The organism is Pseudomonas fluorescens, assembly GCF_900215245.1.
Taxonomy (GTDB): Bacteria; Pseudomonadota; Gammaproteobacteria; order Pseudomonadales; family Pseudomonadaceae; genus Aquipseudomonas; species Aquipseudomonas fluorescens.
In genome coordinates this window covers 5,993,512-6,013,716 of the sequence record NZ_LT907842.1, presented here as the reverse complement: position 1 = coordinate 6,013,716, position 20,205 = coordinate 5,993,512, and the positions used below count along the sequence as shown (strand labels likewise).

The window sequence follows — 20,205 nt, the reverse complement described above, 5'->3', positions numbered from 1 at the left end:
CCCTTCGATGGGCAATCAAGCGCAAGACACGGTCCGCAAGCGGCGCCGTGCATTTCTCGGTGCCACCTCCGGCCACTTGATCGAGTGGTACGACTACGGCGTCTACGGCTTTCTCGCCGTGTACATCGGCCAGGCGTTTTTCGTCTCCGATGATCCCACCACCAGCCTGCTTGCCAGCTTTGCCGCATTCGCCCTGAGCTTTTTTATCCGGCCGTTGGGTGGGCTGTTCTTCGGCCCGCTGGCGGACAAGATCGGCCGCCGCAAAACCCTGATCATGGCGCTGGTGATGATGACCGGCTCGACGGTGATGCTCGGCGTGTTGCCGACCTACGCGACGCTGGGCATTGCGGCGCCGATCCTGCTGATCCTGGTGCGCTGCGTGCAGGGCTTTTCGGCGGGCGGTGAAATCGGCACCGTCACCAGTTTTATCTCCGAATACGCCGGGCCGGGTCGACGCGGGTTTGCGACCTGCTGGTTGATGGTCACCGCCGTGCTCGGCCTGCTGCTGGGCGGCGCCGTGGCCAATGGCATGACCTGGATCCTCGGCGCCGACGTGATGCAAGAATGGGCCTGGCGCGTGCCGTTCCTGATCGCCGCACCGTTGGGCTTTATCTCCATGTACATCCGCCTCAAGCTGGAAGACAGCCCCGAGTTTCTCGCCCTGCAACGTGCCGGCCAGACCTCCCGCGCACCGCTGCGTGAGGTCTGGCAATGGAAGCGGGCGATTGCCCTGGTGTTCTTTATCATCACCTTGCACAGCTCGATCTTTTACCTGGTGCTGACCTTCGCGTCGACCTACATGGCCAAGATCCTCAAGTTCGACAGCGGTACCACGTTGCTCTACGTCTTCGTCGCGAGTTTTTCGGCGGCCTTCGTGATGCCGTTCGGCGGCGCGTTTACCGATAAATACGGGCGCAAGCCGTTCCTGATGGTGATTGGCACGTTGGCCACGTTGGCGATGTTCTGGCTGTTCAAGTCGGCGCCGACCGCAACGGCCGCGTCGTTCTTCGCACCGTTGATGGCGGTGGCGATTCTGTTCGGGCTGTATGCCTCGTCGACCTATGCGCTGATGAGCGAACTGCTGCCGACCCGCATCCGCTCCACCGGCATTGCGGTGGCGTACAACGTGCCGGTCGCCGTGTTTGGCGGCAGTGCGCCGCTGATCTCCACCTGGCTGATCAAGGTGACGGGCGATATCACCTCGCCGTGGTATTTCTACGTGGCCACCGGTGTGGTGTCGCTGATTGCCCTGGTGGCGCTGCGCAAAGCGGATTTTGTCGCCAGCGGCAGCCCGGTCGTGCCGCCGGTGGGCGCCACACAGTTACAGGCCCGAGCTGCTGCCGCCACGGTGAGTGCAGAAGCCCCGGTGGCGTAAACGTCAGCGCGGCAACACGCCGCGAAACGTTGCGCTCAACGTGCGCACTGTTTCGCGGGACCGCAGGTCACTGATGCGGCTGTACAGCACCACTTCACTGACGGGCAATGCGGGCAAACCGTATTGCTCGCTCACGTCCACCGCCCCGGCCGGGGCCACACGGTGGGCGAGGGCGGCAACACCCAACCCGGCGCTCACCGCCGCACCCACCGCCATCACACCACCGCCGACAAACACTTCAGTCCAGTCGATATGGGCCTCATCCAACGCCCTGACCGCCAGATGCCGAACCCCACACGGCGGCGCCATGGTTGCCAGGCGCAAGGGCCGGCCGGGGGTGTGTTGCCAGGTCGGCGCGGCGAACCAGCCAAAGCGCTCCACGGCCAACACTTCGCCGTCCTGGCGGTCGCCTTCGTTGCGCACGATCACCGCGTCCAACTCGCTGCGGTCGAACGCGGCCACCAGGTCGCGGGAGGAGGCGATGCGGATTTCGAGGACCAGCAACGGGTCGTACGCGGCGAGGCGGCCGAGCCAGGTGGGCAAGTCGGGCCCGGCCACGTGGTCGCTGATGCCGATTACCAGGCGCCGCGAGGGCTGGGCGCCCATGTCGCCCAACGCGCGTTCATGGGCGTTGAGCAGGGCGCGGGCGGCCACGATGAACTGCTCGCCCTGGGGCGACAGCCTTACATGGCGGGGCGTGCGCTCCAGCAGTCGATAACCGAGGCGTTCTTCCAGGCGCTTGAGCTTGAGGCTGATGGCCGCCTGGGACGTGTCGAGGGCCTCGGCGGCACGGGTGAAACTGGCGAAGTCGGCGACCCGGACGAAGGCCTGCACGGTGTCGATGTCCAGGGGTTTGAGCGCATCAGTCATATCAAATCCTTATCGCACATATATCTGCTGATATCTTGTTGAAATCATTGCCGCTGCGCAAGCTCAACGCTCATCTTGCACAGGAGCTTCGCCATGTTTGCCAAACAGTATTCCCACCGCCTGCCTGCCGATTACGACATGGCTGTTATCCGCCGCCGCGCTGAGCAATTGGGGCCGTTGTGGGATCGCGCCGAAGGGCTGCTGTTCAAGGCATTTATTGCCCAGGAGCGCGGGCTAGCGACGGGCAATGTCTATGCGTCCGTGTACCTGTGGGCAGACCCCTTGAAGGCCGCCGATTTCTTGTTGGGCGAGGGTTTCCAGAAGGTGCTCGACAGCTTTGGCCGCCCGCACATCGAAAGTTGGTTGCCGCTGGACGTGCAGCAAGGGCCCGCCCGGCACGCGTTGAGTTTGTACCGCGAGCAATGGTCGTTGGCGCCAGGGGCGGATCGAGCCGGGATATTGGCCGAGGAAAAACAACGTAACCAGCAGTTGGCTGACAGCCCGGAGACATTCGCGGTCTTCCTGGCGCTGGATGTGCAGGCGTGGCGCCTGGTGCGGATCACACTGTCGGCCAAGCCGCTGCAGATGGACCACCCGGGCACGGGTTACCAGGTGCTCTATCTGGCGCAAGGCGTTGCGCGATAGCGTCAACTGCGCCAGTCTTGCAGGCTTCTAACTCGTTACCGGAGCGATCTGCGGTGCCAGCCACGCGTTTGACACTGATCTGCCATGCCGCTACGGCGTCGCAAAAGCTGGGGCGGTTTGCCGATGACGAGTCTGTGAGCATGGATTGGCAAAACGCAGCGTTGTCCCTGGCCGGGCGCTACCAGAAAAACCTGCGCCTGGTGTGCGGGCCTGAGGCCAGGACCCGCCAGACGGCCGAGCTGTTCGGCGCTGACGCACACGTCGAAGATGCCTTGCGCGATGCTGATTTGGGCGCCTGGAAAGGCCAGGCGATCAACCAGTTGGACAGCGCTGCGTTGATGGCCTGGGCCACCGACAGCACCAGCACGCCCCACGGCGGCGAGTCGGTGGAGCAGGTTTGCGCGCGGGTCGGGCAGTGGCTGCAATCCCTCGAAACCCAACCCGGTCATGTGTTGGCCATCACCCACCCGTTGGTGATTCGCGCCGCCTTGCTCTATGTCATGCAGTTCCCGGTGTCGATGTTCTACCGGATCGACATTGAGCCACTGTCCGCCACCGAGCTGCGCTTCAATACTGTCTGGCGCCTGCGCCTGGAAACTCACGCCTGACCCGGCGAACATGGCAAAATCCACGCCCCGCAATGAGAGCAACCCATGAAACGCATCCTGATCATCGGCATTGGCGCCGGCAACCCTGACTACATCACGATGCAGGCCGTGAAGGCGCTGAACCGCACCGACGTGTTTTTCCTGATGGACAAGGGCCAGAGCAAAGACAAGCTGATCGACCTGCGCCGCGAGATCTGCGCGACCTACATCACCGAGCCCGGCTACCGCTTCGTCGAGGCCGATTGCCCCGAGCGGGTGCGCGGCGACATCGACTACACCACCGCCGTGCAGGACCTCAACCGCGACAAGCAGCACACCTTCGAGCGCATGATCAACGAGCACATGGCGGATGGCGAAGTCGGCGCCTTCCTGGCCTGGGGCGACCCTGCGTTGTACGACAGCACCATCCGTATCCTGCAGGCGATTCTCGCCAGTGGCCGCTGTGCGTTCGAGTTCGAAGTGATACCCGGCATCACCAGCGTGCAGGCCCTGGCGGCCCAGCACAAGGTGCCACTGAACCGCATTGGCCGCTCCATCGAGATCACCACCGGGCGCCGGTTGGCGGCGGGGCAGGCGAGTGATGCGGACACCTTGGTGGTGATGCTCGATGCCGAAGATTCCTACCGTACCGTGGCTGATCAAGACCTGGATATCTACTGGGGCGCCTACCTGGGCACACCGGATGAAATCCTGATCAGCGGCAAAGTCAGTGACGTGGCGGAAGAAATCGAACGGGTGCGCAAGGCCGCACGCCTGGAAAATGGTTGGATCATGGACACTTATCTGTTGCGCAAACCCTGAGGAAACTTCCCCATGTTCAAGCTGTTTGCCCTGGCGCTGACCCTGATGGCCGGTGTCGCCCATGCCGACGCCACGCTGCACACCGACTTGCCGTTGGCTTACCTGGAACAGACGCAGAGCGATTCACGCAACCAACCGTTGGTGATTTTCCTGCACGGGTTCGGCAGCAACGAGCAAGACCTGTTCGGCATCAAGGACGCGCTGCCCTCCACCTGGACGTACCTGTCGGCGCGTGCGCCGATGCCGGTGGACCCGAACGGCTATCGCTGGTTTACCAAGACCTCGGGTGACGCCGAGTACAACGGCGAGACCGCCGACTTGCAACGCAGCGCGACGCTGATCGAAGACTTTGTCGGCAAGGCCACGGCCAAATACCACACGCAAAGCGATCGGGTGTTCCTGGTGGGGTTCAGCCAGGGCGCGATCATGTCTTACGAAGTCGGCTTGCGTCAGCCCGCGTTGGTGCGCGGGATCGCGGCCTTGAGCGGCAGTGTCTTGCCGGTGCTCAAGGCTGAGCTCAAGCCCAACGAATCGCTGGGCAAGTTGGCGATCTTCATTGGCCATGGCACGCTGGACCAGGCGCTGCCGTATGGGTCGGCGACGCGCGCGAACGAGGTGTTGGTGGGCCTGGGGTTGAAGCCGGAGTTCCACGGGTATCCGGGAATGCCGCATACCGTGAGTGCGGCAGAAGTGCAGGACCTGAAGGCGTGGCTAGAGAAAACCTTGAAGTAAGCGCGATCAAAAATGTGCGAGCGGGCTTGCTCGCGAATGCGCTGTGTCAGTCAACTCATCGTTAACGGATCCACTGTATTCGCGAGCAAGCCCGCTCCCAGATTTGATTTGTGTTGTCAGGGATGAGGCTTACTTGCCGCCGGTAATCTGCTTCACCAGTTCGGCATGCCCCTTCACATCATCCGCCCGCGAAATAGCCTGGATCACCAGCAAGTGCTTGCCGGAACCGCCCAGGAACGTGGAGTTCAAGGTCTTGCCGCCGCCCTGGGTGGCGGTGCTGTCCACCTGGCGCAGGCCCAGGCCTTTGAAGGTCAGTTTTTTCTCGTTTTGCTTCTTGAAGTCGGGCAGGGCAGCGCTCTGGTCCTCGACGAAGCCAGCCACGGCGCCGTCGAGGAACTGCGGGTCATTGTCTTTGATGGTTGCCCCGTCGTTACGTACGGTTTCGGCGACGATCACCACGCTTTTAGTCGCCGAGTTGGCGTACAGCGTGCCTTGGGTGTCGGCGGTGCCGTCCTCGGCCTTGCCGGTTGGCAGCGTGTCGGCGGTGTAGGCCTTGGGCAGGTTAAAGGTGAACTTGCCGCCCAGCGTCGAGATGGTCTGTGTGGCGGCGGGCTTGTTGGCGGCGAACACGCTACCGGCGCAAAGCGCAAGGGCCAGCAGGACGGCGGTCTTGGTGAAAGTGGCCATGAAGCGCTCCAGAGATGAACGAAATTGCGGCGTATTCTGTCAGAAAATTCGCAAGATCGTTCATCCGTAGCCTCACACCTTGTCGGACTCTTCTTCGAGGCGGTCCATCTCAAACAGCCGCGCCAGTTCCGTACGGGCTTCCTGGGCGGACTGCATCACTTTGGCTGCGTCGTCATACACCGCGTGTTGGGCGGCGAGTAACTGCAGGTCGTGATTTTTGAAGCGGGTGATACGCGCATCGGCCTGGGCCTGGCTCAAGCCGAGGCCGACCAGGGTACGGCGGCTCATTTCCAGGCTGGAGTAGAACGTTTCGCGTACGGGTGAGGCGTCCAGGTCCACCAGGCGGTGCACGTGCTGGCGGTTACGTGCGCGGGCGATGATGTTCATGTGCGGGTAGAGCGTGCGCACCAATTCGGCGGTCTTGATATTGATCTCCGGGTCGTCCATGGCGATCACCACGAACTCTGCCTGATCGACCTTGGCGGCGTGCAGGATTTCCGGGCGCTGCGGGTCACCATAAAACACCGGCATGCCGCCGAAACTGCGGGTCAGTTCGATGGTTTCGACCGAAGTGTCGAGGGCGATGAACGAGATGTTCTGCGCGCGCAGAATCCGCGCCACGATCTGGCCCATACGGCCCATGCCGGCAATCACTACGCGCGGCGCATCGCTTTCGATGGCGCGGTATTCATCGGGCACTTCCACGGGTTTGGCCTTGGACTTGAACAGCTTCGGGCAAATCAATAACAGCAGCGGGGTCACGGCCATGGACAGGGTAATGGTCAGCACCAGCACATCGTAAAGATGCGGCTCGAACAAGCCCTGGTCGCGGCCGATCTTGAACACCACGAAGGCGAATTCACCGCCTGCCGCCAGCACCACGCCCAGGCGCAGCGCGCTTTCGCGATTCAGGTCGCCTACCAGGCGGCCGACCGCGTACAGCAGCGGCAATTTCAAACCGATCAACAGCAGGGTCAGGCCGATGACCACCAGCGGCGAGCTGAGCAGCAGACTGAGGTTGGCGCCCATGCCCACACTGATAAAAAACAGCCCGAGCAGCAGGCCCTTGAACGGCTCGATCTGGGATTCGAGTTCGTGACGGTACTCCGAATCCGCCAGCAGCAGCCCGGCGAGGAATGCACCGAGGGCCATGGATACGCCCACCAGCTCCATCAGCCAGGCGGTGCCGATCACCACCAGCAACGCGGTGGCGGTGGACACTTCGCGCAGGCCGGTCTTGGCGACGATGCGAAACACCGGGCGCAACAGGTAGCGCCCGCCGATGATCACCACGGCGATGCTGCCGAGGATCTGCAAGACGTGTTGCAGGCCTTGGGCTTCGGTGGTCGGGTGGTCGCTGCCGGCCAGCAGCGGCACCATCGCAATCAGCGGGATCGCGGCGATGTCCTGGAACAGCAGAATCGCAAAGGCCAGACGCCCATGCGGCTGGTTCAGTTCCTTGCGCTCGGCCAGGCTTTGCAGGCCAAAGGCAGTGGAGGACAACGCCAGGCCCAGGCCCAGCACAATCGCGCTGTTCCAGGTTTGGCCAAACAGCCACAGCGCCACCGCGCCCATCACCAAACCTGTCAGCAACACCTGGGCCAAGCCGACACCGAATACTGCCTTGCGCATCACCCATAAGCGCTTTGGCGACAGCTCCAGGCCGATAATAAACAGCAGCAACACCACGCCCAACTCAGAGAACTGCGCCACGCTTTGCGGGTTGCCCACCAGGCCCAAGACCGACGGGCCGATGATCACGCCGGCAAACAGATAGCCCAGCACCGCGCCCAGTTGCAGGCGCTTGGCCAGGGGCACCGTCAGCACGGCGGCGAGCAGGAACACCACGGCTGCTTGTAACAGGTTGCCTTCATGGGGCATTGCGAACTCCAGAATCTTTAAAACGAATCAACAGGGGGCTATTAGAGCGCTTTTTTACAATTATAAACTTGTATTTTTGATGCGAAAGGCAATGGCTGCTGGCTGTGATCCCATTCTTACACGGCGTTTACGAAAGTATTAATACCATTTAATTCAATGACTTCGCTGAGGTTCGACTACCGTTTCGAAAAACCAGATCAGTTGTCACCGTGGTCAGGTATTTCGCACTCAATGCGTGTGAGTCAATTGCGGCAGCGTTGGACAGCGGCACCGCTGTCGGTGGTGCTGCTGCGCAGAATGCGCTGCTTACCTCGGATGCAACCGTGGCGCGTAGGGGCGTGGCCTACAGCTGGCATGACATCGAAAGCAAAACGATAAGGACCATGCGATGACGAGCAGTTTCTCCCTCGGTTTCTGATCAAAGCCGAGCACCCTTAACCGCCCGAAAGGGCGGTTTTTTTTGCGGCGTCATGCACCACCGGTTTGCGGTAAAGCCCGACCGCCAGGCCGATGATAATGATGCTGATGAAAAGCCCATTGGCTGGGGAAATGCGCTCGCCGAGTATCAGCATTGAACTGGTGATCCCGAACACCGGGATCAATAACGACAGCGGCGCCACAGTTGACACGGGGTATGCCTTGAGCAGCGTATTCCAGCCCCAATAGGCGAAGTGCGTGGCCAGGTAAACCTGAAACAGCAGGGACCACACGGCGGTCAGGTCGAGGCGGGTCGGCAGGCCGTCGAACGCCGCGTTGCCGTGCATCCACCAGGCCATCAGCCACAGTGGGATTGGTGGAAACAGGCTGGCCCAGACCATGAACGAGAAAATTTCCTTCACGCCCGATGCCTTGATGATGACGTTGCCGACACTCCAGGCCAACGCACTGAACACGATCAACACAACCCCAACTACCGCATGCTCGCCTTCTTGGGCAGAGATGATGCCCGCCAGCCCGATCAATGCCATGACGGCGCCGAGCCATTGTGCGCGGCGGATTTTTTCCTTGAACAACAGGTAGCCCCAGCCCAGCGTAAAAAACACGCTGCACTGAATCAGCAACGAGGCGATTCCCGGGCTCACGCCAGCCTGAATGCCATAGTTGATCACGCCCCACATGCCCAACCCGAAAATAATGCCGTAGGCGGCCACATAGCGGAACTTGACGCCGGGGCGCTGGATGAACAACACCAGCGGCAAGGCGGCGAGGGCAAAGCGCATGCCTGTCAGCACGAACGGGTCGATGGCACGCAGGCCCAGCTTGGTAATGGGAAAGTTCAGCCCCCAGACCAGGGTGACGAGCAGGGCCAGTGCCAGATGTTTCTTTTGCATGGGAATTCCTTTGAGCACGCTGCTTTAAAGGCATCCAGGGTAGGGCGCGCAGGGTTGGCCCGCTTGCTATGTCAGGTCATCTTTTGACAATATCGGGCCATGATTCCGACCTTTGACGATAATGCCCCCGAAGCGCTGGTCACCCTGCGTGAGTACCCGTCCGGCACCGTGTTCGAGCGGCATACCCACCCGCGCGGGCAGTTCGCCTACGCCTCCACCGGCACGCTGAAAATGTTCACCGACCTAGGCAATTGGGTGGTACCGCCACAGCGGGCGATCTGGGTGCCGGGTGGCATTGCCCACGAAATGCACATGCGTGGCGACGTGGTCATGTTGAATACCTACCTCGATGCCCAGGCGGCCGAGCGGGCCGGGCTGCGCGAGCGTTGCCAGGTCGTCGAGGTGTCGCCACTGCTCCGGCATCTATTGGAAGCGGCGTTGGCTATTGGCCCATCGGCAGCGTCTGATACCCGGCGGCACTGCGTGTTGACGCTGCTGATCGATGAGATAGGCAGCATGCGTGCATTGCCCCTCAGTGCGCCGCTGCCCGCTGAGCCGCGCCTGGCCGGTGCTTGCCAGCGCTTTCTGGACGCGCCTACGCAAACCGTTTCCCTCGACGAGATGGCCACGTGGGCGAGCATGAGTCGACGGACCTTCACCCGCCATTTTCAGGACAGCACCGGCATGACATTTGTGGCCTGGCGCCAGCAGGTCTGTTTGCTGGAGGCCACCGCACGGCTCAGTCATGGTGCATCGATCACGCAAGTGGCGTTCGAATTGGGGTTCAGCAGTTCCAGCGCCTTTACCTCGGTGTTTCGGCGCAACCTGGGGGATTCCCCGGCGCGCTACCTGGCCAAATCCAGGGCCGGGTCATTGTTCTGAGCCCACGTCGGTCAGGATTCACCGTGTTTGTAATCATGCTTTGTTACTATCGCTGTCCCTCGTCACCAGGAGTCACCGGCCCATGCAACACCAGTGGGATGAAATGCACCGCACCCGCAAGCCCACGTTCTTACTGTGCGGCGAGCCTCAGGGGGATGTGCTCAATCTCTATGTTCACGGTTACTCGGCCTTTTTCAACCGCCAGCAACTGGGCAATTTCAAGGCACAACTGGCAGGTATCGAAGGCTCGACCAACCTGATGCTGTTCTGGCCGGCGGGGCATTTTCTGGAAAACCTGTTCGCGCCCGTCAAGGATGTGATCACCTCGATGCTCGGCGGTGGCGGCCTGGGCGCGGCGACGGTGGGCGTGGGCAAGGCGATTGCGTACTTTCTTGATCATTACAAAAGCGTCGAGGCGCGTGTCGATGAAGTGGCCAAGACGTTATTGCCGGAGTTGGCCAGTTACCTGCACGCCGAATCGCTGCCCGTCAGGCGCATCAACCTGATCGGCCATTCCCTCGGCGCACGTATCCTGGTTAAAAGTTTGCTGGCCAGCCCCGAGATCGCCCGCGAACTGCCGTTGAATAACTTGCTGCTGATGGGCGGCGCGATCTGTACGTCCAGCCCGTGGGATGACGTGTCGGCGCCGCTCAAGGGGCGCGTGATCAATTGCCACTCCAGCAAGGACTGGGCACTGGCCATCAAGCCGGATACCGAGCGCTGCATTGGCCGTTATGCGATTGATGTCACGCCGGCGCTCAAGGCCAAGGTCACCAATGTGCACCTGGCCACCTTTGACCATGCCGCCTATTGGCCGCAATTGAAGACGGTGGTGCAGTACACCGACCTGTTGCAGGAGCGGCGCGGCCTGATTCGCTCTGATCTGCGCAGCAGTGAAGTGCGTTTTGCCGAGGAAGACGCGCACCTGTTCCCTGCACTGATGCAGGCGCGTCCGGAAGAGCTGAAGTTTCTCGCCGAATTGATGGCGCAAAAGCGCAGTGCCTCGATTGATGCCAGCGTGCGCGAGCCGCTGAAGCTGGCCATCGAGTTGCAGCGTATGGGCGGTGACAGCTTCATGAACCTCGCCCGTGGCCATGGCGTGAGTTATCGGCAGATCGCCGAAGATGTCGCGCAAAAGCTCGCAATCAAGTTTGACGCGCCGCTTGAAACCGTGGCGCTGGCAGACATCGAGGCGCAGGTCGCGGAAAAACTGATCGAGCAGTACACGCACAAACTCAGCAGCGCCGACCGGCAGGCCTTCGACGCCGAGCTCAAGGCCGCCGCGCAAAAAGAGCAGGGGTTGTTCAATCGAATCGACATTGGCCGCTCGGCCACCACCGCGCTGAGCGGCACGGCGTTGGCGGGGTTGACCGGGTTTATCCTGCGCCGCGGCGCGGCCACGGCGATTCCGGTGGTGGGCCAGGCGCTGGCGGCGGCAATGTTGCTGGTGACGGGCGTGCGGGCGTTTTCCGGCCCGGCTTTTTCGATCACCACCTTGGCGGTACTGGTGATTGGTGTGATTCGCCAGCGCATGGAGCGCGAAGCGCTGAACCAGGAGATGGACCTGGTGGTGCAAGTCGTCGAAGCGTTTGATTTGCCCCGGGAAACGGTGATGCGCACGGTCGCGTCGGACTGATAAGCTGCGGTTCTGACTTGTGTGTTTGCCTGGGATACCGCGTGAAATTCAGCCTGCCGAAAATCGCTACCGCCCCGTTCTGTCCGCCGGAAGTGGCCGGCTCCGTTGTCGTTGACCCCACGGCGTCGTTTTTCAAACGGGCGCTGATGTTCGCCGGCCCCGGCCTGCTGATCTCCATCGGCTACATGGACCCGGGCAACTGGGCCACGGCCATCGAAGCCGGTTCACGTTACGGCTACAGCCTGTTATTTGTGGTGCTGCTGGCCAGCCTGGCCGGGATGGCGGTGCAATGCCTGTGCTCGCGCCTGGGCATCGCCACCGGCAAAGACCTGGCGCAACTGTGCCGCGAGCGCTACAGCCAGCGCGCCTCGCGCACGCAGTGGGTGCTGGCGGAAATCTCCATCATCGCCACCGACCTCGCCGAAGTGCTCGGTTGCGCCCTGGCATTTCACTTGCTGCTCGGCGTGTCACTGACCACCGGCATCGTGATCACCGCCTTTGACACGCTCTTGATCCTGGCCCTGCAGAACCGAGGCTTCCGCCGCCTTGAAGCGATCATGCTGGCGCTGGTGGCGACCATTGGCGTGTGCTTCTTTATCGAGTTGGTGCTGATCAAACCGTATTGGCCGGACGTACTCAGTGGCTTCACCCCGTCATTGTCGGCGATCAGCGATGCGGCGCCGTTGTACCTGGCCATCGGCATTCTCGGCGCCACGGTGATGCCGCATAACCTCTACCTGCACACCTCGATTGTGCAGACTCGCCTGATCGGCAAAGACCTCGCCAGCAAGCAGGACGCGGTCAAGCTGGCGCGTATCGACACCATCGGCTCCCTGGCCCTGGCGTTGCTGGTCAACGCTGCGATCCTGGTGTTGGCAGCGGCGGCGTTCTACAAGACCGGTCACACCGATGTGGTCGAAATCCAGGACGCCTACCACCTGCTTGATCCGCTGGTGGGTGGTGCGTTCGCCAGCATCCTGTTCGGCATCGCCTTGCTGGCTTCGGGGCAGAGTTCGACCTTTACCGGCACGATTGCCGGGCAAGTGATCATGGAGGGTTACCTCAACCTGCGCATTCCGTGCTGGCAGCGCCGTCTGATAACCCGCGGGCTTGCGCTGATACCGGCGTTTCTCGGGGTGTGGTTGATGGGCGACGATGCCATCGGCAAGCTGCTGATTCTCAGCCAGGTGGTGCTGAGCCTGCAGTTGCCGTTTGCGCTCTATCCACTGATCCGCATGACCGACGACAAACACCTGATGGGGCCATTCGTAAACCGACTGCCGACGCGGTTGCTGGCGTGGTTTCTGTTCGCGCTGATCAGTGGCGCGAATGCGTGGCTGATTGGGCAGTGGTTGTTTTGATCCCAACGTGCGTGCTGCGCGGCGACCCAAACCCGCACCGCCACTCCAGAGCAGAACAGGCCGGCGCAGCAGCAACCCGTAAACGCAGCGCGCTCACCGATCCCAGTAGGGCACCGTGCCGAAACACGCCACAAAATAATCAATCACCGTGCGCACCTTCAACGACAGCCGCCGACTGCCCGGCCACAACGCGGCAATCTGCTGCGGTTCCAGCGTGGTCGCCACTTCGTACTCCGTCAGCACCGCCTGCAAGGTGCCGGCGCGCAACCCTTCGCCAATCAACCAGGACGGAAACACCACCAGCCCAAGGCCTTGCTCTGCCGCGTGGGTGAGGGTATCGGCGTGGTTGCCGGTGATGGGGCCTTTGACGCTGTACGGCGTCCAGTCGCCCTGGTCGCGACGGAAGAACCAGCGTTGCTGGCCGGTGATGCCTTTGTAGGCCAGGCACTGGTGATGGACCAGTTCATCGGGATGGCGCGGTGTGCCATGGCGTGCCAGGTAAGCGGGGCTCGCGGCGATACGAAAGCGCTGGGGCGCGAAGATGCGCGCCTGCATGCCTGAGTCGTTCAGCACGCCGATGCGAAACAGCAGGTCGGTGCCATCTTGCAGCGGGTCGACGAAGGTGTCGGTTTGCTGGATATCCAGTTGCAACTTCGGGTAGCGCCGGCACAACTCGCCCAGCCAGGGTGAAAGGTGACGCTGGCCGAACACCATCGGCGCATTGATCCGCACCAGGCCGCTGGGTTCGCTTTCCTGTTCCTGCAGGGCCTGGCCGGCCGTTTCCAGTTGTTCCAGCATCACCCGGGCGTGATGCCCGAGCAGGCGCCCGGCCTCCGTGGGGCTGACCGCACGAGTATGGCGGTAGAGCAACTGTTGGCCGAGGGCCTGTTCCATCAGCTGGATCTGCCGCGAGATGGAGGAGGGCGCCAGGCTCTCGCGGCGCGCTACTTCGGAGAAGCTGCCGTGGTCCAGCACGGCCACGAACAGCCGCAACGCTTTGAAACTCAACTCATTCAAACCCTGCATCGTGCCTCCGAGTTGTGCGTATTTCGCAAAGGTGTTATCCGCATGATCCCATTTATCGCACAGCGCGGCGACCGGATAATGCGCGCCATGTTTCCTTTCCAGTTGTGCAGGTGATCTATGCAGGCAAGTTCGATCGAGGGCGTGGCGCAGGCCAGGCCGAAAAACAACCTTCTACGGTTGCTGTTGTTGCCGTTGGTGATTCTGGCGGGCATGGGCTTGTCGGTGGAGGCCGGTTTGCTCGGCCCATTGGGTGTGCAGGTCGGGCATTTGTGGGCGACGTTGAGCATCTTTGGCGTCGGCACCGCCATCCTGTTCTTGCTGCTGCTGTTCAGCGGCCCACAAAAGGGCCCGGCCCTCACCGATTTGCCCCGCTGGCAGTTGATCGGCGGGTTCCTCGGGCCGATGTACGTGGTGGTGCTGACACTCGCCACCCCGCATATCGGTATCGCCATGACGATGATCGCGATCCTGTCGGGGCAGGTGGGCAAGAGCGTGTTGATCGACCATTTCGGCTGGTTTGGCACGGCACGCAAGCGGGTCAATGGCGAGCGCTGGATTGCCCTGGCGTTGATCGTGGCGGCACTTGTTTTGATTGCTCGAGGGTAAGGCGATGAATCTGATTCTGTTATTGGTACTGGTGATTGCCGCCGGTGCGGTGTTGAGTGTGCAGGCGGCGATCAATGGTCGCCTGGGGCAGACGGTGGGCGTGTTGCGTAGCAGCTTGCTGACCTTTGCAGTCGGAGCCCTCAGCACCGCGCTGTTGATTTTTTTCTTCGAGCCCGCGCAGGCTGTCAGCCTGTTGGATGTGCCGAAATGGCAACTGACCGGCGCGCTGTTCGGCGTGGTGTACATGATGGTCATGGTCGGCGCGGTGCCCATCGTCGGCACGGCAGTGGCAACGGTGGCGGTGATCGTCGGGCAATTGGGCATGGGCATGCTGATCGACAACTTCGGCTGGCTCGGCAACCCCGCCATCGAACTCTCGGGCAGTCGCATCGTGGCGATGCTCTGTCTGGCCCTGGCGCTGGTGTTCATGTACCGCAGCAATACCCGTCAGGCCGATTAACGGCGCTGAACCTTGGCGTCTTGCCGAGAGTCACTGCTTAAGGTGCAGCGCCCGCCGCACCTGGACGACCATAAAAAAGGAGTCTGACCATGGCTGATCAAACCTGTGCTTGCCCACATTGCAAATGCGTACTGGGCAAAGAGGCGGTGATGAAAGACGGTAAGGGCTACTGCTGCCAGGGCTGCGCCGAGCACCATGCGCATGGCGAGCCGTGTGCTTCGTCGACGGGTTGCGAGTGTGCCAAGTCGGCCCACGGCTAAAAAACCCTGAAAATCCGCTCGGATTATCGGGTGACGGTCATTACCATGGCCGTTCACCCTTGTCCGATGCGCTCTCATGGCCCTGGCCGCACCTCCCGACCTCAGTGATCATGCCGTCCCCGTGCAACCCTTGGCGCGTACCTACCCGCGTGGGTTGTATGTTGAACCCCATCGCCATGACTGGGGCCAGTTGCTGTACGCCATGAGCGGTGTGATGTGGGTCGAAACGCCGCGCGAAGCCTTGGTCGTGCCGCCGCAACGCGCGGTGTGGCTGCCGCCGGGGGTGGAGCACGGGATTCGCGTGGTTTCTGATTTACAGATGCGCAATATCTACCTGCGCCCGGCATTGGCGGCAACGCTGGACAGCCAGGTGCAGGTGATTGAAGTGGGCGGGCTGCTGCGCGAACTGATTGTCACGTTGGTCGATCATGGCGATACCGGCGATTCGGCGTACTACGACGCCGTGGTCGGCCTGGCCCTGTTGGAACTGCAACGTGCGCGCCGCTCGCAAATCCGCATTGCCATGCCGGTGGCAGCGGACCGCCGCTTGACCAGCGCCTGCCAGGCGGTGATGGCGGCGCCTTCCCTGGATATTCCCTTTGAGCAACACGCCGAGACGGCCGGTGCCAGCGTGCGCACGCTGGCGCGGCTGTTCCAGCATAACCTCGGCATGGGCTTTGCCGAGTGGCGCCGTCAGGTGCAATTGGCCACGGCGGTGGCGGCGCTGATCCAGGGCCAGTCGGTCAGCGGCATTGCCCGCTCTTTAGGCTATTCGCCCAGCAGCTTCAGTGACATGTTCCGGCGCGAACTCGGCGTGGCGCCATCGCACTACCGCGGTTGAAGGGTTGGCCGAAATCCAGAAGCACTTGGCCGATGCTTGGTTGATGGGCTCACTACACTGAGCCCATCAACCCACCAGGCGCCACCTCCATGAATTACCTGATTTCCCTTGCCATTGGCCTGTTTGTCGGCGTGCTCTACGGTGCGCTGGACTTCCGCTCGCCCGCGCCGCCCGCGATTGCGCTGGTCGGCCTGATGGGCATGTTGCTCGGTGAGCAGCTCTGGCCCATGGGGCGGCAGTTGGTCAGTGGTTGGTTGTCCTGAGTATTCTTTTCCCTTCGATGGATATTAGCCATGAAAGCGCTGCAATTTTCCGCCACTGGCGACCTCGCTGCCCTGCGTGTCGTCGAGGTCGCCACGCCGGCACCGGCCGCCGGTGAAGTGCTGGTACAGATCAAGGCTGCGGGCTTGAACCCCAGCGATGTTAAAAACGTGCTCGGCCGCTTTCCCTACACCACGCTGCCGCGGATTCCCGGGCGAGACTTCGCCGGTGTGGTGGTGCAAGGCCCGCCAGCGTTGGTGGGGCAGGAGGTGTGGGGCACCGGCCGTGACCTCGGGTTTTTCGCCGATGGCTCCCACGCCCAATACCTCACCGTGTCAGCCAAAGGCGTGGCGCACAAGCCAACGCACCTGAGTTTTGCTCAGGCCGCCAGCCTTGGCGTGCCCTACACCACCGCCTGGGATGCCCTGGCGCGTAGCGGTGTCGCGAAGGGCACGCGTTTGTTAGTGATCGGTGCCAATGGTGCCGTGGGCAGTGCAGCGCTGGCCCTGGGCAAAATTCGGGGTGCCCAGGTGTTGGCGGCGGTGCGTAAACCCGACCAGATTGAGGCGTTGCAGGCGCAAGGGTTTGACGCAATTGCACTGGGCCAGCCGGACGCGCTGGGTGCGCAGGTGAACGCGGTGTTCAAGGGCGGCGCCGATGTGATCTTCGACACGACCGGCTTCTGGCTGCCGGCCGCTGTCGCAGGGTTGGCTCCATTCGGGCGCATCGCAATCATCGCCGCACCGGTCGACGGCCATGTGCAACTGCCGGCGCTGGCCTTGTATCGCAAGGGCGGCTCGGTGGTGGGTATCAATTCGTTGCTCTACAACTGTGAGCAGTGCGCGGAGATGCTGGAACAGTTCGGGCGCTTCTTCGATGAAGGGCTGCTGCCACTGCCGACCGGGTTGCGCGAAGTGGCGCTGGCGGACGGGGTGCAGTGCTATGAAGAAGTGAACCAGGGCAGTGCTGACAAGATCATCTTCCTGCCTTAATGCGGTTAAAAAATCTGGGAGCGGGCTTGCCTGCGATAGCGGTGTGTCAGCCAACACCTCTCGGACTGACAGGCCCTCATCGCGGGCAAGCCCGCTCCCACAGTTTAATCTTCACTAAGCTTCGGGAACGAGCTTGGCTCGGACCTTTCCCACACAGGTTTCAGGTTGTCGTTCGGAAGGGCGCTGACTAACCTCGCTGCCGTCGCTGCCAATTCAGCGATCGGATTTGACCGTCCGACTAAACCAGTGCGCTACAGCACCCAAGACCTACATCAGGCGTTTTTTCTACGCTTGATGTATCGTGTCGCGGCAGCTGTGCGCGGGATACCTTCGGGTATGCCGGATCCCTGGTTCCGGTCGGTCAACCCGCGTTCAGCTGCCACCCCACTTTGTTTGACCGCGAGTGATGGCGGCTCCACTACCAGGAGTTCCACCATGATTAAAGACAGCCCAAACCCCCCAGGCCAGCAAGACTTCGATACCAGCACCTTGCACGACGTGGCCTACCGCGCGATCAACCATTACCTCAACCCCGGCAAGCCCATCCCCGAACCCACCGACGGGCTCTTCACCGTGCGCGCCGAGCTGGGCACGGAAACCTTGCTGGTGAATGCTTCCCAGGATTTGGCGTCCATCAGTGAGATCGCCAACCACCTGGCGTTTGAAATCGACGGGGCTCAACGCAATGTCGCGCTGGGTATCTGCCGAATGCTGGAGGGCGTGCAGTTGTTGGTCGATAAGGCACTGAACGTGGCCCATCCGACCGCCTAACGATTTTAGCGCGGTCAAAAAATGTGGGAGCGGGCTTGCTCGCGAAAGCGGTAGGTCAGTCACAGAAAGGTTGACTGAAACACCGCATTCGCGAGCAAGCCCGCTCCCACAGTTTGATCTCTACTGGGCGTCGGGAACGCCTTTTTCCCAGGCTGACCAGTTCTTCAGAATCGCCTGTACCAGCGGGTTACCCGTGCGGTAGAGGTTCTCCAGCGCCGGTACGAACCCACCCTGGTCGGCGTATTTGAGCAGGTTATCGACTTCGCTGTAGCCAGGGTACGGCCGGTCGAAATCGGAACCTGCACGCACCACGGCCAAACGCTGGATATCCACCAGGCCTTCACGGCTGGCGCGCAGCAAGGCTTCGTAGGTGGAGTTGTCTTCCTGCTGGGTGGTGCAGTACTCGCCTTTGTTGTCGGTGAGCAATTTGGTCCAGACCTCGGCGCGCTCGCTCAGGCGTGTGCCCGAGAACCAGGTGTTGCCTGCCAGCGTGTCACAGCGGGTGACTTGCGGCGGCTGGTTGGCAGGGGCGGCCGGGTAGTGTTTGCGCCAGGCGCTGGATTCCTTGCTTTCCGTCAGCTCAACCTTGTGCGACAAGTCATACGCCCTGGCTTGTAGTTTGGGGTTCAGCTCAAACACTTCGGTCTTGTAGTCCAGCGGCGGTTTTTCGTTGGGGCTTTTGGTGTTGATGCCGATGTAACCGGTTGGCCAATCCTTGGGCGCATCCCGCGAGTCCAGCTCCCATTGGGTGCCGAATTCCACCAGGTAATGGGCCCAGGCAGCCGTGCCGATGGTGCCGTGTTTGGGACTGATACCGGCAATCCCGGCGATCAGGAAATAGCTCTGGCGCAGGTCGAACTTGGGCGACAAGGCCAAGGCCAGGGTCGACGCGGCGGCGTTGGTCTGGCCCATGCCGGTCACCAGCAGGCATACATCCTGGGTGTTGCAGCGAATCACCGGGTATTCAGCCGACAGGCCCGGCACGCGGACTTCCTGCTTGAGCGCCAGGCGGTCGATCCAGGTTTGCGCCTCGGGGGCGAACATGGTGATCAGCATCACTTTGGGTTTGATCGGCGCGGGGGCATCCGCCAGCACCACGTGAGGCAGCAGGGCCAGGCCAACGGCCAGCGAGAGACGGGTAAACGCTTTCATCTAATGCTCCTTTATCAGAATTGGTAGCCGACACCGGCGTAGTAGCCCCAGCCATCGGAGCGGGCGCGGAAGTTGCCTTCGCCGAAGTTCAGCTCGCTGCCGTCCTCCCAGTTGCCGCCGTTGTGAAAGTAACGGCCGACCAGGGTAAAGCGCAGGTGGGTAAACGAATACAGCAGCACGTTAGTCGCCACCAACGAGTTGGCGGTGCGCGCCGGGTTGTCCTTGTGCAGGTCCGAGCCGAAATCGTAGTTGGTGAAGCCGATATAGGTCAGCGACGCACCGTTATCGAAACTGCTGATAGGCACGATGTACTTCATTTGTGCACGGTAGCCGTCCCACGAATATTCATTGCTCGCGCCATAGTTTTCCCACTGATAGCGCCCATAGAAGTTGGCCGACAGGTTGACCCGCGAGTGCGTGTCGATGTCGGTGCCGAGGCCGCTGTACAGGGTGTTGGCGCGGTTGGATTTATTGCTGCCATGGTCGTAGATCCAGTCAAACGCTACATACCATTCCTTGAACGGACCGATGGCCAGGCTGCGGCCGGCCAAGTAGTCGATGGAGATGCGCGGCTCGTGCTCCATGAATACCGGCGAGCCATGGTCCCACGCGCCTTTGTCATTACTGTTACCGATACCGAGAATCTTCGGCACGTCGATATAGCCGTACAATTCGAACGGGCCTTTGCGGCCGAAGTATTCGTATTCCAGATAAACGTCATCCTGCGGCTTGGGGCCGAAGCTGATGTCTTTGCTGCCGATCAGAGTCAGGTCCTGGTTAAACCATTCCGACAGATAAACGCCTTTTTTCGTGGGGCTGACGTCGGGGCGCTTGGTCTCAGGGCTGAGGGTTTCGCCCTGTGCTGAATCATCAGCAAGTTTTTCCTGCGCCAAAATGGGGGCGCTGAGTACTCCCGTAACGGCAGCCAGTAGCAAGGAAACACCAAAGGAAGCAGGACGCCTTGAGGTGGGGTGCATTGAAAGTCCCTATTCGTACGCGGTTTGAACCCGATACCTCGGGTAACGGT

Annotated in this window: 22 protein-coding genes; 15 read left to right on the top strand and 7 right to left on the bottom strand. The window is 61.7% G+C overall.

Translation table 11 applies throughout. The features are described from left to right. Window positions 1–7 precede the first annotated feature (7 nt). Window positions 8–1,375, top strand: coding sequence for an MFS transporter (locus CPH89_RS27600; RefSeq protein WP_053256647.1), 1,368 nt, complete (start codon window positions 8–10; stop codon window positions 1,373–1,375). Window positions 1,376–1,378: 3 nt separating this feature from the next. Here CPH89_RS27600 and CPH89_RS27595 read toward each other — a convergent pair whose 3' ends face one another. After that, window positions 1,379–2,245 carry a LysR family transcriptional regulator gene (locus tag CPH89_RS27595; protein ID WP_053256646.1) on the bottom strand — a complete coding sequence of 289 codons (867 nt, stop codon included), beginning with the start codon at window positions 2,243–2,245 and terminating at the stop codon, window positions 1,379–1,381. A gap of 93 nt (window positions 2,246–2,338) precedes the next feature. Here CPH89_RS27595 and CPH89_RS27590 point away from each other — a divergent pair, with 93 nt between their 5' ends. The 4 genes from CPH89_RS27590 to CPH89_RS27575 are packed head-to-tail and all read left to right on the top strand — an operon-like array spanning window position 2,339 to window position 5,031. Then, the gene (locus CPH89_RS27590) at window positions 2,339–2,890 is read left to right on the top strand and encodes a DUF4865 family protein (RefSeq protein WP_053256645.1); all 552 of its coding nucleotides are present in this window, start codon (window positions 2,339–2,341) and stop codon (window positions 2,888–2,890) included. Between the two features lie 53 nt (window positions 2,891–2,943). After that, window positions 2,944–3,498: a histidine phosphatase family protein gene (locus CPH89_RS27585; protein ID WP_053256644.1), complete on the top strand. Its 555-nt coding sequence runs from the start codon at window positions 2,944–2,946 to the stop codon at window positions 3,496–3,498. Between the two features lie 45 nt (window positions 3,499–3,543). Beyond that, window positions 3,544–4,299: a precorrin-6A synthase (deacetylating) gene (gene cobF / locus CPH89_RS27580; RefSeq protein ID WP_053256643.1), complete on the top strand. Its 756-nt coding sequence runs from the start codon at window positions 3,544–3,546 to the stop codon at window positions 4,297–4,299. Between the two features lie 12 nt (window positions 4,300–4,311). After that, window positions 4,312–5,031, top strand: a complete 720-nt coding sequence (locus tag CPH89_RS27575; RefSeq protein ID WP_053256642.1) for an alpha/beta hydrolase — start codon at window positions 4,312–4,314, stop codon at window positions 5,029–5,031. Between the two features lie 129 nt (window positions 5,032–5,160). On the opposite strand, the gene CPH89_RS27570 is transcribed toward CPH89_RS27575, so the two are convergent. The 3 genes from CPH89_RS27570 to CPH89_RS27560 form a co-directional block, all read right to left on the bottom strand. Beyond that, window positions 5,161–5,718: a DcrB/PsbP domain-containing protein gene (locus CPH89_RS27570; protein ID WP_053256641.1), complete on the bottom strand. Its 558-nt coding sequence runs from the start codon at window positions 5,716–5,718 to the stop codon at window positions 5,161–5,163. A 72-nt stretch (window positions 5,719–5,790) separates the two neighbouring features. Beyond that, window positions 5,791–7,599: a monovalent cation:proton antiporter-2 (CPA2) family protein gene (locus CPH89_RS27565; protein WP_053256640.1), complete on the bottom strand. Its 1,809-nt coding sequence runs from the start codon at window positions 7,597–7,599 to the stop codon at window positions 5,791–5,793. A 434-nt stretch (window positions 7,600–8,033) separates the two neighbouring features. Further along, window positions 8,034–8,930, bottom strand: coding sequence for an EamA family transporter (locus tag CPH89_RS27560; RefSeq protein ID WP_053256639.1), 897 nt, complete (start codon window positions 8,928–8,930; stop codon window positions 8,034–8,036). A 99-nt stretch (window positions 8,931–9,029) separates the two neighbouring features. Here CPH89_RS27560 and CPH89_RS27555 point away from each other — a divergent pair, with 99 nt between their 5' ends. The 3 genes from CPH89_RS27555 (at window position 9,030) to CPH89_RS27545 (ending at window position 12,809) form a co-directional block, all read left to right on the top strand. Next, on the top strand, window positions 9,030–9,812 hold the full coding sequence (locus CPH89_RS27555; RefSeq protein WP_053256638.1) for an AraC family transcriptional regulator: 783 nt from the start codon (window positions 9,030–9,032) through the stop codon (window positions 9,810–9,812). An 82-nt stretch (window positions 9,813–9,894) separates the two neighbouring features. After that, complete coding sequence (locus CPH89_RS27550) at window positions 9,895–11,448, top strand: DUF726 domain-containing protein (RefSeq protein WP_053256637.1); 1,554 nt, start codon at window positions 9,895–9,897, stop codon at window positions 11,446–11,448. A 41-nt stretch (window positions 11,449–11,489) separates the two neighbouring features. Continuing rightward, entirely contained in the window at window positions 11,490–12,809 is a 1,320-nt protein-coding gene (locus CPH89_RS27545; protein ID WP_053256636.1) for an Nramp family divalent metal transporter, read from the top strand. 93 nt (window positions 12,810–12,902) lie between these two features. On the opposite strand, the gene CPH89_RS27540 is transcribed toward CPH89_RS27545, so the two are convergent. Beyond that, entirely contained in the window at window positions 12,903–13,835 is a 933-nt protein-coding gene (locus tag CPH89_RS27540; protein WP_053256635.1) for a LysR family transcriptional regulator, read from the bottom strand. A gap of 117 nt (window positions 13,836–13,952) precedes the next feature. Here CPH89_RS27540 and CPH89_RS27535 point away from each other — a divergent pair, with 117 nt between their 5' ends. The 7 genes from CPH89_RS27535 (at window position 13,953) to CPH89_RS27505 (ending at window position 18,026) form a co-directional block, all read left to right on the top strand. Beyond that, window positions 13,953–14,441: a DMT family transporter gene (locus CPH89_RS27535; protein WP_053256634.1), complete on the top strand. Its 489-nt coding sequence runs from the start codon at window positions 13,953–13,955 to the stop codon at window positions 14,439–14,441. A 4-nt stretch (window positions 14,442–14,445) separates the two neighbouring features. Beyond that, window positions 14,446–14,901, top strand: coding sequence for a DMT family transporter (locus CPH89_RS27530; RefSeq protein ID WP_053256633.1), 456 nt, complete (start codon window positions 14,446–14,448; stop codon window positions 14,899–14,901). Between the two features lie 89 nt (window positions 14,902–14,990). Continuing rightward, window positions 14,991–15,161, top strand: coding sequence for a metallothionein (locus tag CPH89_RS27525; protein ID WP_073637756.1), 171 nt, complete (start codon window positions 14,991–14,993; stop codon window positions 15,159–15,161). A 76-nt stretch (window positions 15,162–15,237) separates the two neighbouring features. Further along, window positions 15,238–16,002, top strand: coding sequence for an AraC family transcriptional regulator (locus CPH89_RS27520; protein WP_053256632.1), 765 nt, complete (start codon window positions 15,238–15,240; stop codon window positions 16,000–16,002). Between the two features lie 89 nt (window positions 16,003–16,091). Further along, a complete protein-coding gene (locus CPH89_RS27515) occupies window positions 16,092–16,265 on the top strand; it encodes a DUF1427 family protein (protein WP_073637754.1) in 174 nt (57 codons plus the stop codon). A 30-nt stretch (window positions 16,266–16,295) separates the two neighbouring features. Further along, window positions 16,296–17,255, top strand: a complete 960-nt coding sequence (locus tag CPH89_RS27510; RefSeq protein ID WP_053256631.1) for a quinone oxidoreductase family protein — start codon at window positions 16,296–16,298, stop codon at window positions 17,253–17,255. Between the two features lie 435 nt (window positions 17,256–17,690). After that, complete coding sequence (locus CPH89_RS27505) at window positions 17,691–18,026, top strand: DUF6124 family protein (protein WP_053256630.1); 336 nt, start codon at window positions 17,691–17,693, stop codon at window positions 18,024–18,026. Between the two features lie 120 nt (window positions 18,027–18,146). Here the strand turns inward: CPH89_RS27505 and CPH89_RS27500 are convergent, their stop codons facing one another. Then, a complete protein-coding gene (locus tag CPH89_RS27500) occupies window positions 18,147–19,178 on the bottom strand; it encodes a purine-nucleoside phosphorylase (protein WP_053256629.1) in 1,032 nt (343 codons plus the stop codon). Between the two features lie 14 nt (window positions 19,179–19,192). Then, window positions 19,193–20,155 (bottom strand): nucleoside-specific channel-forming protein Tsx, encoded by a 963-nt coding sequence (locus CPH89_RS27495; protein WP_053256628.1) that lies wholly within the window; start codon window positions 20,153–20,155, stop codon window positions 19,193–19,195. Between the last annotated feature and the right edge of the window lie 50 nt (window positions 20,156–20,205).

Coding starts and splice junctions, on each gene's coding strand:
- CPH89_RS27595 (WP_053256646.1), bottom strand. CDS start 2,245: ATGACTGATGCGCTCAAACCCCTGGACATCGACACCGTGCAGGCCTTC.
- CPH89_RS27520 (WP_053256632.1), top strand. CDS start 15,238: ATGGCCCTGGCCGCACCTCCCGACCTCAGTGATCATGCCGTCCCCGTG.
- CPH89_RS27495 (WP_053256628.1), bottom strand. CDS start 20,155: ATGCACCCCACCTCAAGGCGTCCTGCTTCCTTTGGTGTTTCCTTGCTA.
- cobF (WP_053256643.1), top strand. CDS start 3,544: ATGAAACGCATCCTGATCATCGGCATTGGCGCCGGCAACCCTGACTAC.
- CPH89_RS27505 (WP_053256630.1), top strand. CDS start 17,691: ATGATTAAAGACAGCCCAAACCCCCCAGGCCAGCAAGACTTCGATACC.
- CPH89_RS27540 (WP_053256635.1), bottom strand. CDS start 13,835: ATGCAGGGTTTGAATGAGTTGAGTTTCAAAGCGTTGCGGCTGTTCGTG.
- CPH89_RS27555 (WP_053256638.1), top strand. CDS start 9,030: ATGATTCCGACCTTTGACGATAATGCCCCCGAAGCGCTGGTCACCCTG.
- CPH89_RS27515 (WP_073637754.1), top strand. CDS start 16,092: ATGAATTACCTGATTTCCCTTGCCATTGGCCTGTTTGTCGGCGTGCTC.
- CPH89_RS27590 (WP_053256645.1), top strand. CDS start 2,339: ATGTTTGCCAAACAGTATTCCCACCGCCTGCCTGCCGATTACGACATG.
- CPH89_RS27575 (WP_053256642.1), top strand. CDS start 4,312: ATGTTCAAGCTGTTTGCCCTGGCGCTGACCCTGATGGCCGGTGTCGCC.
- CPH89_RS27525 (WP_073637756.1), top strand. CDS start 14,991: ATGGCTGATCAAACCTGTGCTTGCCCACATTGCAAATGCGTACTGGGC.
- CPH89_RS27510 (WP_053256631.1), top strand. CDS start 16,296: ATGAAAGCGCTGCAATTTTCCGCCACTGGCGACCTCGCTGCCCTGCGT.
- CPH89_RS27535 (WP_053256634.1), top strand. CDS start 13,953: ATGCAGGCAAGTTCGATCGAGGGCGTGGCGCAGGCCAGGCCGAAAAAC.
- CPH89_RS27600 (WP_053256647.1), top strand. CDS start 8: ATGGGCAATCAAGCGCAAGACACGGTCCGCAAGCGGCGCCGTGCATTT.
- CPH89_RS27530 (WP_053256633.1), top strand. CDS start 14,446: ATGAATCTGATTCTGTTATTGGTACTGGTGATTGCCGCCGGTGCGGTG.
- CPH89_RS27565 (WP_053256640.1), bottom strand. CDS start 7,599: ATGCCCCATGAAGGCAACCTGTTACAAGCAGCCGTGGTGTTCCTGCTC.
- CPH89_RS27500 (WP_053256629.1), bottom strand. CDS start 19,178: ATGAAAGCGTTTACCCGTCTCTCGCTGGCCGTTGGCCTGGCCCTGCTG.
- CPH89_RS27570 (WP_053256641.1), bottom strand. CDS start 5,718: ATGGCCACTTTCACCAAGACCGCCGTCCTGCTGGCCCTTGCGCTTTGC.
- CPH89_RS27560 (WP_053256639.1), bottom strand. CDS start 8,930: ATGCAAAAGAAACATCTGGCACTGGCCCTGCTCGTCACCCTGGTCTGG.
- CPH89_RS27550 (WP_053256637.1), top strand. CDS start 9,895: ATGCAACACCAGTGGGATGAAATGCACCGCACCCGCAAGCCCACGTTC.